Below are 17077 nucleotides of genomic sequence, written 5' to 3'. Positions count from 1 at the left end.
AAGTGTTAGTTAATATGGCTATTTAATATCTTATATATTCCTACTTATTTGAATTCTTTTAATGCTTCGTATCTGTAGCCACTATATTTATAACCTTGGTTTTTATACATATCTTTAGCTGTATCTTCACCTTCAGCTACGAGTACGATAGGTCGATTCCCGGCATACTTTGCGACATAATCTTGCATCTTAGTACCGATTCCTAATCTTCTTAAATTTTCTCTAACAGAAAATGCATCCAATTCTACGTAATCTTCTTCTGGCCAAATTAATAATATACCGGATGGATTACCATTATAATATGATATCACCTGGACAGGACTTTCTGATTCAAATTGCGCTTTGTTGACCTCAATTTTGAGTTCAGCATAATCTGTTCCATATTGTTTATCAAATTCATATGAAAGGTTCAAATAGTCAACTAAGTTATCCTCATTTGTTTCCATTACTTGAATGCTTGTATTCTCTTTAATTTTAAAGTCTAACTCATCATTTATGTATAATTCTAACCAACTATACTCGTATCCTTGAATACTTAAATATGATTTCAAATCATCTTCTAGTGGACAATTTTCTGGAAAAACAAATTTTAGGAAAGGTTGATTATGTTTGCGATGTATAGCATTTAAATATGCTTCATCTTCTTTAAAAGCAGCTAAATCAGGCATAACTTTGTACACAAGTTTATTTGAATCGTACTGAATTCGCTTCGTTAAAGTTTGATAATGAATATAACGATCTGTATTAATTAAAATGTCACCATCAGTTACAATATCTTTAAATTCAACCATGTTTATTCACCTACTATTTATTTTGTTCGTAACCTCTTAAGTTCAGGGAGGTTCTTTAAATTTAATAATAACATAGTTGCAAGTATTGCTTTAATAATATCACCAGGTAAGAAAGTCAATGTTAAAATATAGCGATTCAATATTGAAATATTCATAAATTCACCCATTACAAATCCACCAACTAAGTTTAATAACACTACGCCAAAGATAATGTTAATGGCTAATATGTATGTAAAAGTAAGTGATCTCCACTTTAAATCGATAAAGTAACCTATAAAGAACGCAATAAATGGAAAACTAATGATGTAACCAGCAGTAGGTCCAAAAAACACCCCCATACCGCCTTTCCCTCCTGATAATAATGGCAATCCAATTGCGACTAATAATAGGAAGACTATAACACTGATTGTCCCTCTTTTAGCACCAAGCAAACAACCAGCTAACATAATACCTATACTTTGCAACACAATTGGAACCGGCATAAATGGTAGTGGTATAGGCGGAATAAATGCCATTACTGAAATAAAAGCTGTAAACATTGCGATTATAACGATATCTTTTGTTTTCAAAAATTTCACTCCTCATGATTGATAAGATACATTATATCACATTGTTAACCAAATTAAATATAAAGTTTACAATCAAATATTAAAACTTTGAAACAGCTCCATACAGTGCTGAGTCATTACCTTTTGAGGTAGTTTTAATCTTAGCATGACCATAGTTTTCAGGTAGAAATTGATTCATATAAGGTTCAATTAATTGAATCAATCGGTCACCTTGTTTTGAAATACCTCCACCTATCATAATTACCTCAGGGTCGAATATAATTTGTACTTGAGCAATGCCTTCTGCAACGTGTTCTGCCCATTTATTCAGTAAATGCATCGCTTGTTCATCACCATCATAAGCGATCGAAAACAAGTATTCTACTGGTATATTTTCATTATATTGTTCATCTATCAATGCTTTTAATGCAGTTGTAGAAGCTCGATCTTCATATGTAGTGTCAGTTACTTTGTCGTATAATAAATAACCAATTTCACATGCCTTGAAATTTATACCTTCAAGAAGTTTTTCTTCATAATATGCACCGCCAATACCAGTGCCAATGGTAAGTAGAAATATAGATTTCACTTCCTCTTCTAAGCAAGTCAGTTCACCTAATAATGCACATGATACATCATTGTTAACATTTATTTCGGCGGCTAAATCTTTTAGACCCTCTTTAAAATTCGTTCCATTATAGCCTGGTATAGTTGGGCCAGCATACGTAATGACACCTATATTAGAATCTACAACACCAGCAGTAGAGATTCCAACTAAAGGATTGTCTAAATTAAACTCACTTTTATATTTTTTTACAATTTTTATAATTTCATTTAGGATTTCAAATCGTACATTCAGTGGCGTTTTCACTTTATGGTAGCTAAGTAATTTATTGTTTTCATCGATGACACCTGATTTTATAAATGTACCGCCTATATCAATTGCTATTTTCATGTTATACCTCCTTTTTAGATAAATGGTTTGTCATCAATTCTTTAGCAAGTTGAATATCTTTATCTAATATTGCGTTAACTATTTTTTGATGTGCTTTTGTCGTTACTTCATAATCAGCAGTTACTTCATGATCTTCAATATGATAGAAATATGATTGAATGACTGAACTTAATTGCTGAAATAATGTATTTCCAGTTGAATGTAATATTTGTTCATGAAATGCTTTATCGTTATCATAATGGTTGATAACTGTCTCATTTACGATTTCTTCTAATTTACTTATATCTTTGTCTAATTTGATAATTTCTTCTATTGCTGCACATTCAAATATAATTCTAAGTGACAGCAAGTCTTTTCTGGATCCATTTGCAACTTGAAAACTAAACAAAAATCCTTCCACTAAATTCGAAATATCAGGAGCTTTTATAATCGTACCTCTACCTTGTACCGTTTCTATAACACCTGTATGTTCTAAATAACTAAGTGCTTCTCTAACTACAGAGCGACTTACGCCATACATTTCAGTCAATGTTCTTTCTGTTGGTATTTTGTCACCTTCAGTTAATCCTTCATTTAATATATAACGTTTGATTTCTTGTAACACTTGAGATTTCAAACTTTGGACTTCAATTTTATTTAACTTACTCATTTATTCTGCTCCAATTCTGTAATCCATTTAAACACATGCGATAAATGTTTGTTAATTGCATCATGTGATGCCACTAAATCTCCTCTTTCTAAAGATTCAATGATGTCTTTATGTTCTTCAAAAGACCTTACGATTTCTCCCTCTTTAACTACTTGATTGAATTGATTTTTCGCAAAATATTCTTTAATCACTTTAGTCATCGTAATAAGCGTTTGATTTTCTGTAAATAGTATAATGGACTCATGAAAAGCAGAGTCAGCTTCTGCAAGACCTGTAACATCATCTTTCGAATGATAATAATGGTTATTGATACTTCTTAATTTATTAAAATCGATTGTTAAATTATTTTCTATGATTAAACGCAATGCACCTAATTCCAAAATCTTTCTTACTTCTAATAATTCTTTAATTTCAAATCCATGTACTTTCATATGTGACTCAAATAGCATCGATAAATGTTTATTTTTATCTGTAATAAACATACCACTACCAGATTTGACTTGAATTAAACCACTTTGTTGTAATCGACTAATTGCCTCTCTAACAACTGTACGGCTTACACCAAGTTGTTCTATTAGTTTTCTTTCAGAAGGTAGTTTATCGCCATTTTCATATTGATGTACAGATATATATTCATTCAATTTCTCAACTGCTACATCAACTAAAGATGTTCTCTTCATATTACTGCTACCCCCTTTTTTAATATATTTTATCATAAATATGTTACAATCTTGCGAAATCAATTGACACACCAAACTGAAATCGCTTACAATATGATTATAAATTGGTCTGACAATATTATCAATTATAAAAATAAAAAAGGAGTTTTTTAATATGAAAGGTTTATATTCAGCACTACTCGTACCATTTGATAATGAAGGTAACATTATAGAATCAGGGCTAAGACAAATCATTAGACAAAATATTGATGTACAAAATATAGATGGGTTATACGTGAACGGTAGTTCCGGTGAAAACTTCTTAATGAATACTGATCAAAAGAAACGTGTTTTTGAAATTGCTAAAGATGAAGCAGGCAATGATATTAAGCTTATCGCACAAGTCGGCGCACTAGATTTAACAGAAGCAATTGAATTAGGTAAGTTTGCGACGTCATTAGGATATGATGCTTTATCAGCCGTGACACCATTTTATTATCCATTTAGCTTTGAAGAAATTAAATACTATTACAATGCTATTATCGAAGCAACAGGTAACGATATGATTATTTATTCTATTCCTGCATTAACTGGCGTTAACTTATCCATTCAACAGTTTGACGAATTATTTGAAAACAAAAAAATTATCGGCGTGAAATACACGGCAGCTGACTTCTTCTTATTAGAAAGAATTAGAAAAGCATTTCCAGACAAGTTAATTTTATCTGGATTTGACGAAATGTTAATTCAAGCAGCAGTGTCAGGTGTTGATGGTGCAATAGGTTCTACTTATAACATTAACGGTCGTCGTGCTAGACAAATATTCGAATTAGCTAAACAAGGCAACATAGAAGAAGCATACAAAATTCAACATGAAACGAACGATATCATTGAACAAGTGCTCGCATTAGGTATTTATCCAACTTTAAAAGCTGTGTTATCTACTAAAGGAATTGAAGCTGGCGTTGTGAAACGACCATTATCACCTTTAAATGATGATGGACTTGAACAAGTTAAATTACTCGTATCTAAATATAATCTATAATTTATCATTCAACGAAGGGGATGACATACTATGAAAGAAGTAGGTTTTGGTACTGGCAATTGGATTGCATTAATTATTTATTTAATCATTACATTGCTAATAGGTGTCTATTTTACTAAACGAGCAGGTCAAGATACTGATGCCTTTTTCAAAGCTAAAGGTAAAGTCCCTGCTTGGGCAGTAGGATTTTCAATCTATGCTACAACTTTAAGTGCGATCACTTATATGGGGACTCCTGAACGTGCATTTAACTCTGATTGGTCTTATGCAGCAGGTAACCTCGCAATCATTGCAATTATACCAATATTAATATTTTTCTATATTCCATTTTTCCGAAAACTAGATGTTACAACTGCTTATGAATATTTAGAAGAACGATTTGGTATTGTTATGAGAGTCATTGGTTCATTAGCATTTACACTATTCCATATCGGACGTGTAGCAATCGTTATTTATTTACCAACTCTTGCAATTACATCCGTTTCAGATATTAATCCATATTTAATTGCAGCATTAGTTGGTTTATTATGTGTTGTTTATACATTTATGGGTGGCATTGAAGGGGTCATCTGGAGCGATGTTATACAAGGTATTATCTTAATTGGCGGTGCTATTGCTGTTATATTCCTAGGGGCATTCCAAATTGATGGAAACTTTGGAACAATTGCGCATGAAGCTATGCAAGATAAGAAATTTATTTCTGTAGATAATTGGAAGTTTGGTACTGCAGCAGCAGCTATTCCTATTATATTTATTGGCTCTATATTTAACAATTTACATCAATATACTGCAAGTCAAGATATCGTACAACGTTATCAAACAACAGGTTCTATTTCATCAACGAACAAATCACTATGGACGAACGGTTTATTAGCATTTATTACTATTCCAATTTTCTATGGTATGGGAACTGTATTGTATTCATTCTATAACAATGTTTCAGCATTACCAGAAGGCTTTAATACATCCGCACTTGTTCCGTATTTTATTTTGACTCAAATTCCACCGTTTGTTGGTGGTTTACTGATCGCAGCAATTTTCGCTGCAGCACAATCAACCATTTCATCAAGTTTGAACTCAATATCTGCATGTGTAGTTGTTGACTTGAAACAAAGGTTCTCGAAAAGCTCTGATCAATCAAAAGATGTTCTTTTTGCTAGGCTCATCATCATCGTTGCCGGAGTACTTGGAACATTAGCTTCATTATATTTAATCAATCAAGAAACGAACGAAACATGGGATTTATTCCTATTAATCACAGGACTATTCGGTGTACCTATTGCCGGTGTGTTCGCGGTTGGTATCTTTACTAAACGTGCCAATTCAGTAGGCGTTATAATTGGACTAATCGTTGCAGCAATTGCATCTTACTTTATTGGAAAAACTGAAATTACACCATTTTCAGTATCAGTCATTGCCTTCTTCATATCATTTGTAGTTGGCTATATAGCGAGTTTACCTTTCTCTAAATATAACAAAAATGTAGTCGGTTTAACTTTGTTCACAATAAATGATCAATATGTTAAAAATCATAAGCAATAGTAAGTATGTAAATATCCTGAGTTTGATGTATAATTGCTAACTCAAAAATAAATAACATCTCATTCTACTGTTATATCAGTAAAAATGAGATGTTATTTTTTTATTATTTATGATTTAGTTCTTATATTATTTTTCAGATTTAGTCATGAGTTTTTCTTTTAAATATTTTCTTTGAACTTCTAATGAGAATGGATCATTATACCAAAATGTTTGTGCATCTACTTCTATTACTCTATTGTTCTTAACTGCAGGAATCGATTTCCAAGATTCTGTGTTCATGAATTCTGGTTTTGGTTGACCTTTAATTAACGGTAAGAATAAATAATCACCTGAGTATTTTTCAATTTCTTCTTGTGAAATCTTTTTCCATCCGTCTTTTTTAACATCTTGTTCTACACTTTTCGGCATTTTCAAACCAAATGCTTGATATAACACTTCTGTACCTCTACCCCAATTTTCTCCGTAAGAATAAATATCTTTTTGGAATGCCTCAATTACAGATACTGTTGTATCATTACCAAGTTTATTTCGAAGTTCTTTACCATCTTTAGAAGTTTGTTCTTTCCATTTTTTAACCCATGATTTTGCTTTATCTTCCTTACCTACTAATTTACCTAATTCAACTTGCATATCTAAGTAGTTATGTTTTGCATAATCATAAGGAATAGTTGGCGCGATTTTTTCATATTTCTTTAAATTTTTATCTGTATTATATGTAATGATTAAATCAGGTTTTAATTCAGCTACTTGCTCAACATTATCTTCGCTTACTTTCTTAATTCCTTTAATTTTGTCTTTCAAGACTGGTGTTTGATCTGTAGATGCTGGCACACCTACTGGTTTTATGCCTAAATGTATAAGTCCACCAACATATGATGGTGACAATACCGCTATTCGTTTTGGATTTTTAGGTATATCTATTTTCTTGCCATCATCTAATTTATACTGCACTGTCTCTTTACTATCATTATGCTTATCTTCTGTCTTGTTCCCACATGCTGCTACTATCATAGATAATGCCATAACTAGCATTAATAACTTCTTCATCATAATCCTCCTAATTGATAATGAATATCATTTTCAATCTTATTATATATGTACATCCTTTGTTTAGCAATATTTATTTTGAAAATTATACAACAAAAAAAGTCCGTAACATAAATGATTTAATGTCGCGGACTTTTTTTATTTTTGGGCGGTAAAGTTTTCACAAATGTAAATAATACTAAAGTTTGGAAAAATAACATTATACATAACCCAATTCTTATATAAACATAATCTACCATCCATATAGAAAAGCCAACTACAATGTAGAGGCTAATGAGCAATTCGATTTTTTTCTTTAAAGTATAACCTCTATATTTTCTGAAATCTTCTACATATTCTTTGTATACTTTAGTTTCTATAAGCCAGTCATGGAAACGATCCGAACTTCTCGCAAAACAAATTACTGCTAATAATATAAATGGTGTTGTTGGCAACAAGGGCATAAATGCACCGATAAATCCGAGTACAGTAGAAATAACACCTATTACAATTAGAACAAATTTCATGTATTAACCCCACTTTGACCTGATAGTGTTCATTATAAGAACCTCGACAAACAAAATGCAAGCAAAACTCCTTATTATGTTGTTAGTTCATATTCCTAATGATAAAATGAATTAATTAATTCAATTTCACTAGAATCGAGGGGTTACGGTTGCAAAATAAACAGCTAAAAGGTGCCCTACTTGTTATGTTTGGCGCAACATTTTGGGGTATTGGTGGAACAGTTACAGAAAAATTATTTACAGACTATCATTTGCCTGTTTCATTATTTGTGGCTGTAAGACTATCTTTAAGTGGCTTTTTCTTATTATTGATAGCAAAATTCATACAAAAACATGCGCTTTTTCCAATATTTAAAATTAAACATTCAGTTTTCCAATTACTTATATATGCCATTTTTGGTATGCTAGGCGTTCAATACACATTTATGGCTACAATTGATAAAGGTAACGTTGCGATTGCTACTCTTTTGCAATTCTTAGCTCCAGTCGTTATTTTAATTTATTTATTAATTACACGTAAAAGTAAGTTTCGGTTATCTGATATAGTCATTATTCTATGCTCTTTATTTGGTACAAGCTTACTCCTAACAAATGGTGACTTCTCTACATTATCCGTACCTACAAACGCGATTATATGGGGGTTACTGACTGCTTGTGCTGCAGCATTTTATACAGTATATGCTGTAAAATTATTTTTAAATTGGCCATCACTCGTCGTAATCGGTTGGTCAATGTTAATCGGTGGTATCGTATTATCTATTTTGAATTCAGACTTTTCTTTTCCTTGGCAATTATTAGATTTACAAGGCGTAATTTATTTTATCTTTGTCATTACGTTTGGAACGATGTTTGCTTTCTGGATGTATTTAGAAAGTGTTAAATACATTAATCCACAAACAACCGCGTTATTAGGTGTATTGGAACCTGTGACTGCTGTTATTTCTTCTGTCATTTGGCTTAAAGTTCCATTTGGTATTTGGCAATTAGTTGGCATGATCATCATTTTAGCAGTTGTCTTATATATGTCATTAGGAATGAAACCAAGGCGCAAAAAGAAGAAAAAAATAAAACAATATATATAATATTAAATAAAGAAAATGAGTACGGGACATGATCCCATACTCATTTTCTTTCATTTAATGCTTTTTTCGCTAATTTTGAGAGTGTCACATCATCCATTGGTGGATTATGTAATCCCGCTCTAACATCTCTATAATACCTTTGAAGTGGTCTTTCCATTTCCAAACTTTTAGCTCCGACTATTCTCATCGCAATATCAATAATTTTAATGGCATGATTTACAACGATGCTCTTAGCAACCCCTATTTCTATATCAATCCGCTCTTCAGTTATAGGTGGGTTCATGTATAAATCTGCAACGCTATATAAATAATGTCTTGCTGATGTAAGTTCTAACTCCATATTTCCTATATTGTGTTCAACTGCTGGTATATCAGCTATAACACCTTCTATACTTCCCGGGCTATATTCATTAGCAAAATCAATTGCATAATCACGTGCCGCCTGTGCAATACCTAAATACACAGCTGGAATATGTAGCATCCATAAATTAGGTTTACTTCCTCTCGGACCTTTAGAGATTTCTACTAAATATTTCTCATGAACGATAACATCATCCAATACTAAATCATGGCTTTCAGTTGCACGCATTCCAACCATATTCCAATTATCCGCAATGGAAAGTCCTACTGCTTCTTTAGGAACTAAGAAAAATCCCATCGCTTCTTGTTCTGGTATATATGCACCTACTAAGAAGTGTGTAAGTCTTTTACTCATACTCGTAAATGTCTTCACACCATTGATTTTATAAGATTCACCACAACGTTTAGCATTTGTACTTGGTCTCGCCCCTCTTGTTGGACTACCAGTATCAGCCTCACTTACAGCTCTATTAACGACCGCTCCATTTAAAATTTCTTTCGCAAACTCATCCAACAATGACTGATTCCATAATTTATCTTCATAAACCTGACCTACAACACCCATGTGCCATCCAATCGCTAATGCTGTTGCGCTATCAATTTTACCTAAAGTCTCTTGGAATATGATGATATCTTCAGCCGTAGCACCATCGCCACCAAATGATTTAGGTAATACCATTTTGGTATATCCTTCTTGAATCAACCAATTAATATTTTCATATGGAAATTGTGAATTAATATCATTTTCCTCGGTATGCTTTTGTAATAAATCTTTATGACTTTCTAATTTATCAACCCAATACTTTTGAAATTCTGTTTTTACAAATAAATCTCGACTCACGGTTACCACGCTCCTCATTATTACCTTATCACTGTACGATTCTTCTTTCAATATTAATCCGACCAATATGATAAGTTATAAACAAAAGACTATCAATAAACCCGTAGATTGATAGTCTTTTGTTTAATTTGTTTATTAGTATGTCTCGCCTAGTTCATTAAAGTCTTGGTCATTATAAGTTTCTTCATCTAGTTGACCTGTAAGCTTAGAAGTTGCTGTTCCTGCCAATATTGAATCATTTACATTTAATGCAGTTCTACCCATATCGATCAACGGCTCAACAGAAATTAACACACCTGCAAGCGCGATAGGTAAATTTAATGTTGAAAGTACTAATATCGCTGCGAAAGTAGCACCACCACCAACACCTGCTACACCAAATGAACTAATAACAACAACACCAATTACTGTTAGAATAAATGGTAAATCGATATCAACACCTGCACTCGGCGCTATCATCATCGCTAGCATTGCTGGATAAATACCTGCACATCCATTCTGACCAATGGAAAGTCCGAACGAGCCAGCGAAGTTAGCAATACCTTCAGGCACACCAAGTCGTTTAGTTTGAGTTTGAACATTAAGTGGTAACGTACCTGCACTTGATCTTGAAGTAAATGCGAATATTAATGTTTCACTTGTTTTCTTAAGGTACGTAACAGGATTTAAACCGACTACTGTTACGAGTATTAAATGAATTAAGAACATCGTGAGCAATGCAGCATAAGATGCTAATACAAACTTACCTAAAGTCCATACTGCTGCAAAGTCACTTGTCATGACTGTTTTAGTCATAATAGCTAAAATACCATACGGTGTTAGTCTTAATACGAAAGTCACGATCCCCATAACTAAAGCATATATTGCATCTACGCCTCGTTTAAGTAAATGACCTTTATCAGGTTCTTTTCGCATCACACGTAAGAAACTAAAACCAACAAATCCAGCAAAGATAACAACTGCAATTGTTGAAGTACCTCTAGCACCTGTGAAATCTAAGAACGGATTAGCAGGTAATAATTCAATTATTTGAGTTGGTAAACTATCTGCTTCCATATCTTTAGTCGTCTGTACGAGCTCTTTACCCCTACTATTTTCTACATTGCCTAAATCAATTTGTGACGCATCCAAATTAAATACCATTGCATAGACGATACCTACTAAAGCAGCGATAGCAACTGTACCTAACAAGAATGTGAATATCCATGCTCCGACTTTAGCAAAATTTTGTCCAATTGTTATTTTTGTAAATGCTGAAACAATAGATATAAAGATAAGTGGCATAACTATCATTTGAAGTAATTTAACATACCCCGTACCAATGACATCAAACCAAGATGCAGTTGTTTCAGTCACTTTAGAATCTACACCATAAATTAAATGTAGTACTAGTCCTAATACTATACCTGCCCCTAAACCGATTAGTACGCGCTTAGAAAATTTTACGTGCTTTTTATTTAAATATCCTAATAGTCCAATGAACATTAAGAAAACAATAATATTGATTATAACCCATAGTGTCTCCATGAAGCATCCTCCTAAAGCTTTCAATTCCGATACACTTTATAAGAATACACGGTAATAAAATGATTTGCAATATGATTTCATTAATTCTAAAAATTCAGTAAACCATTTCCTTAATTCATTCATAAAAAAATAAGTCTGGGACATCATTAATGAGTCCCAGACTTTATTGTATATTGTCAAAATTTTATTATACTCAGTTTAGTATATTCTATGCTTGTAGCACTTTATTTTCAATCCAGATTGCCATTATTTCTCAAACTATCTTCAAATGACCATCCCTTTTCTTCAAGTATGTTTCTATAAAAAGGATCACTACCTATAAGCTTAATTTCATCTGCAAGGCTTTCTACTTCATCTAAATGGTGTGTAGTCAGTATAATTAGTCTCGTTTCTTTTAAAGCATTTAATAATTGATGAATATCGTATCTAGATTTCAAATCAATACCAACAGTTGGTTCATCTAATATTAAAATACTTGGATCACCTAATAAACCTATTAGTAAATTAACTTTCCGTTTAGTACCACCTGAAAGCGATGAAACTTTAGACGTTCTTTCAGATAAATTGAGTTTTTCACAATAGCTATCTATCAATTTAGTAGGTATTGTTTTTTTATACAGTGCTTTAAAGAAATTGATATTTTCATTAACAGTCATATGTTCAAATAGCGCTATTTCTTGCGGTATATATCCTATTTCTTCTCTCACTTGTCTCTTAGTTAATATTTTTCCAAAGTAATAAATTTTTCCAGAATTCGGTTTTTCTAATGCTGTTATCATTCTTAATAATGTAGATTTCCCAGCACCGTTTTCCCCAAGTAAAACAGTTAACGATTTATCTTTAAATTTAATATTAAAATTATTAAATATGACATTCTCTTTATACTGTTTATTTAATTTTTCAACTTCAATCATTGAATCACCACCTATATCTGTAAAAATAAATATAATATACTTATGGCCAACGACCATATTATAGCCATGAATAACCTATGACTAACAGTATTGATTTTAAATAACAATGTACATATGCCTATTTCATAAACTAAAATCATAATGAAAGTCGTTACATAAAACACCCAACTTAGTGACCAAGACAGTATTAATCCTAATAAACAAATAAATAAGAATATCAAAATGGTGTGAACCGCTATATAGACAAAGTATAATTTGATTTTTGTTCCATGAAACATCATCAACCTATCTAGTGCGGCATTTTGTTTTAGTTTACGATGCAATACAATTTGACTACAACTTGCAAGAAGTATGAGTGCTACCATCAATCCTGCACTTATAGATACGTCAGCATTTTGTTTAATAGAATGTTGTTCCAATTTAGAATGTGGTGTTTTTGCTTTAATTTCTTTCTTAATGTCACTTTCAGTTTTATTTACCTTTGCATGATTTAAATGTTCCTTAATAATGATTGGTATTTGTTCTTTGTATAGTGCTTTACTTGTTACTTCTAATGCAATTTCTCCAACAAAATCATCTTTATAATATAAAGGTAAAGCATCACGCAAATCATTATGTTTTAACTTTTTGCTAAAACCTTTTGGAATTTGGAAACTGACAATTGCTTGTTTCTTTTGAATCACATCTTCAATATATGCTTCATCTTGAGGAATCTTAACAATATTTATATACTTTGTTTGCTCTAAATTATCAATTAGTTCATGGGATGCTTTGGATTGATCCATATCTTGTACTGCAATAGGCATATTAAAAATTTTATTAGAAGAAGATTCAACTTCTAACACAATAACTGTTAACATAACTAATGCTAAAATAATCGCAATATATGATTTCCATTGTTTAATAACAACTAATTTCAACATTGATTTCATTGACGATACCTCCAACATAAGGAAAGAATCAATAAACAAATAACGAAAATAATATTCACATAATACATTGGATGTGTATCTACAATATAATTATTAAGTATCAGTTCAAGTAATTGGTTCAGCACGATAGTAAATGGCATTCCATCCAGTAGTCCTCCAAATAACCCTTTCAAATAAATTATAGGTATTGTTGCACCTGAAAGTATTAATACCATAATGGTTAATATCATTTTCAGCATGTAGTTCAATACATTTCTTGTTAGAACATCAATCAATATAAATAAACTCATAATCATGAATAAATAATAAACAATATTCATCATTAATGTATTTAAATTGTATAATTCAAATTCTGGATGAAGAAATTTAAATATCATCCATAAACCAAACATACTCCACGCCGCTGTGTAGATGAAACTAAATACCCCTCTTACAATAGTTAATTTCTCATAGGAAAAATGGAACATATTTAATCTTTCTTTGAGTGAATCTTTTTGATTCATCTTCAATATAGTGAAAATTGAAAAGAACACGAAAAAGATAGATATAAAGTAGAAAGAAACAACATAATAGCTAGTCGTATCTAGCACTTTAACAGGCTCTTCATCAAAGGAACCATTTCTATTTAGTCCAGTAAACAACATATCGGTCATCATTGTTAGCAATTTATGTTCACTTGCATCTGGATATAATGTCGTGTAAGACAATGCGCCTCCCATAGACAGCATTAGCCTGCTGTATACTGAATCTGTTAATTGATAAATCACTAAACTTTCTACCGATTGTGTGTCATAAGTATGAACAACAATTGGTAATTCTCCTTGCTTATAAAATGCTTTAGTCATGCCATCTTTAAATACAAAATATCCATTAATTTTTTGTTCTTTTAATAGTTTTTCAGCTTGATGCTCATTATATTTTTTTATCGATAGATCCTCGCCTAACGATTGACCATTTCCAACAGCATTTAATATAAGTTTAGTTTCCTTAGATCTGTCTTTATCAACAATTCCAATAGTAAATTGATCATCTTCCTTAGTATAATGTTGTACTACAATTAACACACTCAATAATGTAATAACTAGCAACAATATATATACTAATAAGTACCACTTTTTAAGTAAAAAAGAGTGGTATATGTTGAACAATTTAATTGTCGACATATGACCACTCCTCCCTTTTATTGAATATCATCCAATACATCTTCAGTTATTTTTGTAAATTTATCTTCAACTTCTTTATTGATATCTTCTATATCAGAATCTGATAATTTGTTTACGTCTTTTGCACCATCTTTTTTGAACTTAATGTCTTTTTTCAATTCTGTTTTACCATCTAACATTACTTTGATTGTTTCTCCATTTAAATCAAAATCGATGTCTAATTTTTGTTTCTGTTTATTATTTTTAGTATCAGAATCTAAATTATGTTTATAGTTAAGGTTGAATGGTTCACTATTTGGCATAGTAAATGTTAACTTACCGTTATCTTTACGCGTTGAACCATCAACTTTAGATTTATTATCAAATTTCACCTTCGTTGAACTAAATTCATTCTCTTTAAACTCGATATCATATTTATCATGAATTTGGTCGCCGTCTGTAGACTTACCTTTGATTGAAAGGCTACCTTCTTCACCAGGTACTGTTACTTTATAGTCTACTTTCACACCATCATCAATAACATTAGTACCTACAAGTTTCAATTTAGTATTATCATCACCTGTAATTGTTAAATCTCTCTTTAATATCTCTTTACCATCTACATAGATTATAGATTTAATTTTAGGATATTTAGATGTTTCTTGTTTTTGAGCATCTTTCAATAAATCATCTAGTTGCTTATCGTATTCTTTAACATCGCCTTGTTTTTTTACAATGTCTTTTAAGTCTTTATCTTTCTTAGCTTCTTTAAGTACTGCTACTGTGATTTTCTTAGTATCTTTATTACTTAAATTCATTGTTACTTTTTTTAATTTTTTCTCATCATCGAAGATTTTAACTTTTTCTTTTTCACTCTTAAAGTTGTCATCATCTAATTGATCAATAACTAAATCGCTATATTTTTTACTAATTTTATCGATTTTATCTTGTGAAACTTGAGAACCCGATAAAATTGTATTTAAATTTAATGATTCATTTGTTAAATCCTTTTTAGTCTCATTATCAAATGGTTCGCCCGAAATTTTTTCTAACCCTTTTATAATTTCATTGTTTTTCACTTTATAAATATCATCGAATAGAGGCGTTTCTACGTATTGATTCTTGTTATCTGCACTCCATTGGAACTTCCCGATTTTATTGTCTGCAATTGTTGGTGTAATACCTAATTTAGATTTTTCCTTCTTAGGGTCATGACCTACATTGAATACAATGTTCGTAGAATCAATAACTGATTTTGGGACATTTAATTCAGAGATTAATGATTCTGGTAATGATACGCCTAATTTTAACGACGTTTCATACGATTCGTCTTTCATTTTGTCTTGGAATTTTGCTTCATTTTCAAAACGATCATTAAAATAATCTTTCCAAGATTTTGCAGATTCTTGTTCACTTAGCAAATATGTATTTTTAGGGGTATTCGTTACAAAATAATAGACTGCAGCCCCACCAACCGCAATAACTCCAAAAAATACTACAACTGCTGCTATTATAATTACTTTTATCTTTGTCGACATATAAACACCTCTTCTGCTTTTATATACATATCATACCAAATGTTACAACTTTTTGAAATAAAATTTACAAATTATTTAATTTATTTTGAAAATACACATTTTTCCTGGTTTATTGTAACTTGTTTTCATTTTGTTTTTTTTAATTTTTATAATTTGTGATTTTGATGGCCAAAGTGCTGGCAATATAAATTTCCCTCCATACTGTTTCCATAAAGGATCTATATAATAATAATGATCATCATCAAAACCTACTAACAATGTAACATGTATATTCGTTACATAATTCTCTTTCTTCAAACCTATTTTAAATGTCTTCCATATTGGTGACTGTCCTAATGATGTATGATAAATCAACACAGGATGACCTTTAATCAATACTTGTTCTAATTCTTCAAGAGACGTACCCGTCCCATTTACAATATTTTGATCATAATTTTTCAAATATTTTGCTAATACGTTTGGAAATATCGTTTGATGGTATCCAAATTTAATTAAGAAATGGTTTCCTACATATCCTTTTCTAGGATCGTCGTGATGTGTGGGCCAATTTTTCATAATAGTAGTAGCATCAATATTTCGATTATAATAGTTGAGTAACATTGAACTGGCAGTTCCTTCGCATCCCATTACCATAGGAATTGGGAATAATTGACTTTTAGGTTTAACAGGCAATATTGTTTTCATTTTAATGACTCCTTTAAATTTCTTTCTAAAGTAGAAAAGTGTACCTATAAGGCACACTTTATCACAAACTTCTATAATATTTCCGCTTCTAGTTCCATTAATAGTTTAGTTATTTTTCTATGTTGTACTTTTGAAACTTCTATAGCGACAGTTCTTTCATCCAGATCATTTCTTTTCTTAGAAATATAACCTTTTTCTTTAAGGTTTTGAACTGCTTTTGAAATGTAGTATGGTTTGAAATTCGAAAATTTAATAATATCTTTAACATTATAGCAATCTTGCTCACCTTTATATATATAAACCAATATATATAAC

The 17077-nt window shown here is 31.1% G+C and carries 18 protein-coding genes; 3 read left to right on the top strand and 15 right to left on the bottom strand.

The window, feature by feature from the left end:
- Positions 1-44: 44 nt before the first annotated feature.
- The 5 genes from CD111_RS03315 to CD111_RS03295 form a co-directional block, all read right to left on the bottom strand.
- Positions 45-791 (bottom strand): GNAT family N-acetyltransferase, encoded by a 747-nt coding sequence (locus CD111_RS03315; protein WP_095086235.1) that lies wholly within the window; start codon positions 789-791, stop codon positions 45-47.
- A gap of 17 nt (positions 792-808) precedes the next feature.
- Positions 809-1360 carry a biotin transporter BioY gene (locus tag CD111_RS03310; protein ID WP_095086232.1) on the bottom strand — a complete coding sequence of 184 codons (552 nt, stop codon included), beginning with the start codon at positions 1358-1360 and terminating at the stop codon, positions 809-811.
- Between the two features lie 79 nt (positions 1361-1439).
- Positions 1440-2294 (bottom strand): ROK family protein, encoded by an 855-nt coding sequence (locus CD111_RS03305; protein WP_095086229.1) that lies wholly within the window; start codon positions 2292-2294, stop codon positions 1440-1442.
- A 1-nt stretch (position 2295) separates the two neighbouring features.
- Positions 2296-2943, bottom strand: a complete 648-nt coding sequence (locus tag CD111_RS03300) for a FadR/GntR family transcriptional regulator (protein WP_095086226.1) — start codon at positions 2941-2943, stop codon at positions 2296-2298.
- A complete protein-coding gene (locus CD111_RS03295) occupies positions 2940-3623 on the bottom strand; it encodes a FadR/GntR family transcriptional regulator (protein WP_095086223.1) in 684 nt (227 codons plus the stop codon). Before CD111_RS03295 ends, CD111_RS03300 begins: the two co-directional genes overlap by 4 nt.
- A 154-nt stretch (positions 3624-3777) precedes the next feature.
- Between CD111_RS03295 and CD111_RS03290 the strand changes: the two genes are divergently transcribed.
- Entirely contained in the window at positions 3778-4647 is an 870-nt protein-coding gene (locus CD111_RS03290; RefSeq protein ID WP_095086220.1) for an N-acetylneuraminate lyase, read from the top strand.
- Between the two features lie 30 nt (positions 4648-4677).
- On the top strand, positions 4678-6189 hold the full coding sequence (locus CD111_RS03285; RefSeq protein ID WP_095086217.1) for a sodium:solute symporter family protein: 1512 nt from the start codon (positions 4678-4680) through the stop codon (positions 6187-6189).
- 126 nt (positions 6190-6315) lie between these two features.
- On the opposite strand, the gene CD111_RS03280 is transcribed toward CD111_RS03285, so the two are convergent.
- Entirely contained in the window at positions 6316-7236 is a 921-nt protein-coding gene (locus tag CD111_RS03280; protein WP_095086214.1) for an iron-hydroxamate ABC transporter substrate-binding protein, read from the bottom strand.
- 119 nt (positions 7237-7355) lie between these two features.
- A complete protein-coding gene (locus tag CD111_RS03275) occupies positions 7356-7742 on the bottom strand; it encodes a YbaN family protein (protein WP_095086211.1) in 387 nt (128 codons plus the stop codon).
- A 149-nt stretch (positions 7743-7891) separates the two neighbouring features.
- Here CD111_RS03275 and CD111_RS03270 point away from each other — a divergent pair, with 149 nt between their 5' ends.
- Positions 7892-8824 carry a DMT family transporter gene (locus CD111_RS03270; protein WP_095086208.1) on the top strand — a complete coding sequence of 311 codons (933 nt, stop codon included), beginning with the start codon at positions 7892-7894 and terminating at the stop codon, positions 8822-8824.
- Positions 8825-8864: 40 nt separating this feature from the next.
- Here the strand turns inward: CD111_RS03270 and CD111_RS03265 are convergent, their stop codons facing one another.
- The 8 genes from CD111_RS03265 to CD111_RS03230 form a co-directional block, all read right to left on the bottom strand.
- On the bottom strand, positions 8865-10025 hold the full coding sequence (locus tag CD111_RS03265; protein ID WP_188350520.1) for an acyl-CoA dehydrogenase family protein: 1161 nt from the start codon (positions 10023-10025) through the stop codon (positions 8865-8867).
- Between the two features lie 135 nt (positions 10026-10160).
- Positions 10161-11552, bottom strand: a complete 1392-nt coding sequence (locus CD111_RS03260; protein ID WP_095086205.1) for an L-cystine transporter — start codon at positions 11550-11552, stop codon at positions 10161-10163.
- A gap of 230 nt (positions 11553-11782) precedes the next feature.
- Entirely contained in the window at positions 11783-12466 is a 684-nt protein-coding gene (locus CD111_RS03255; RefSeq protein WP_095086202.1) for an ABC transporter ATP-binding protein, read from the bottom strand.
- Positions 12467-12477: 11 nt separating this feature from the next.
- Positions 12478-13398, bottom strand: a complete 921-nt coding sequence (locus tag CD111_RS03250) for an ABC transporter permease (protein ID WP_095086199.1) — start codon at positions 13396-13398, stop codon at positions 12478-12480.
- Positions 13395-14561 carry an ABC transporter permease gene (locus CD111_RS03245; RefSeq protein WP_095086196.1) on the bottom strand — a complete coding sequence of 389 codons (1167 nt, stop codon included), beginning with the start codon at positions 14559-14561 and terminating at the stop codon, positions 13395-13397. Before CD111_RS03245 ends, CD111_RS03250 begins: the two co-directional genes overlap by 4 nt.
- A 17-nt stretch (positions 14562-14578) precedes the next feature.
- Complete coding sequence (locus CD111_RS03240) at positions 14579-16078, bottom strand: DUF6583 family protein (RefSeq protein WP_095086194.1); 1500 nt, start codon at positions 16076-16078, stop codon at positions 14579-14581.
- 75 nt (positions 16079-16153) lie between these two features.
- Entirely contained in the window at positions 16154-16762 is a 609-nt protein-coding gene (locus CD111_RS03235; protein WP_095086193.1) for a C39 family peptidase, read from the bottom strand.
- A gap of 71 nt (positions 16763-16833) precedes the next feature.
- Positions 16834-17077, bottom strand: a 244-nt coding sequence (locus CD111_RS03230) for a transcriptional regulator, SarA/Rot family (RefSeq protein ID WP_103268487.1), incomplete at its 5' end; no start/stop codon positions are given.

This window comes from Mammaliicoccus stepanovicii, from assembly GCF_002902525.1.
GTDB classification, from domain to species: domain Bacteria; phylum Bacillota; class Bacilli; order Staphylococcales; family Staphylococcaceae; genus Mammaliicoccus; species Mammaliicoccus stepanovicii.
The sequence above is the reverse complement of the archived record's forward strand: the minus strand, read 5'-3'. Positions and strand labels throughout refer to the sequence as shown.

What these genes read in the sequence shown, in the direction of transcription:
- CD111_RS03315 (WP_095086235.1), bottom strand. Translation starts at nt 791, where the DNA reads ATGGTTGAATTTAAAGATATTGTAACTGATGGTGACATTTTAATTAAT.
- CD111_RS03305 (WP_095086229.1), bottom strand. Translation starts at nt 2,294, where the DNA reads ATGAAAATAGCAATTGATATAGGCGGTACATTTATAAAATCAGGTGTC.
- CD111_RS03300 (WP_095086226.1), bottom strand. Translation starts at nt 2,943, where the DNA reads ATGAGTAAGTTAAATAAAATTGAAGTCCAAAGTTTGAAATCTCAAGTG.
- CD111_RS03295 (WP_095086223.1), bottom strand. Translation starts at nt 3,623, where the DNA reads ATGAAGAGAACATCTTTAGTTGATGTAGCAGTTGAGAAATTGAATGAA.
- CD111_RS03290 (WP_095086220.1), top strand. Translation starts at nt 3,778, where the DNA reads ATGAAAGGTTTATATTCAGCACTACTCGTACCATTTGATAATGAAGGT.
- CD111_RS03285 (WP_095086217.1), top strand. Translation starts at nt 4,678, where the DNA reads ATGAAAGAAGTAGGTTTTGGTACTGGCAATTGGATTGCATTAATTATT.
- CD111_RS03280 (WP_095086214.1), bottom strand. Translation starts at nt 7,236, where the DNA reads ATGAAGAAGTTATTAATGCTAGTTATGGCATTATCTATGATAGTAGCA.
- CD111_RS03275 (WP_095086211.1), bottom strand. Translation starts at nt 7,742, where the DNA reads ATGAAATTTGTTCTAATTGTAATAGGTGTTATTTCTACTGTACTCGGA.
- CD111_RS03260 (WP_095086205.1), bottom strand. Translation starts at nt 11,552, where the DNA reads ATGGAGACACTATGGGTTATAATCAATATTATTGTTTTCTTAATGTTC.
- CD111_RS03255 (WP_095086202.1), bottom strand. Translation starts at nt 12,466, where the DNA reads ATGATTGAAGTTGAAAAATTAAATAAACAGTATAAAGAGAATGTCATA.
- CD111_RS03250 (WP_095086199.1), bottom strand. Translation starts at nt 13,398, where the DNA reads ATGAAATCAATGTTGAAATTAGTTGTTATTAAACAATGGAAATCATAT.
- CD111_RS03245 (WP_095086196.1), bottom strand. Translation starts at nt 14,561, where the DNA reads ATGTCGACAATTAAATTGTTCAACATATACCACTCTTTTTTACTTAAA.
- CD111_RS03240 (WP_095086194.1), bottom strand. Translation starts at nt 16,078, where the DNA reads ATGTCGACAAAGATAAAAGTAATTATAATAGCAGCAGTTGTAGTATTT.
- CD111_RS03235 (WP_095086193.1), bottom strand. Translation starts at nt 16,762, where the DNA reads ATGAAAACAATATTGCCTGTTAAACCTAAAAGTCAATTATTCCCAATT.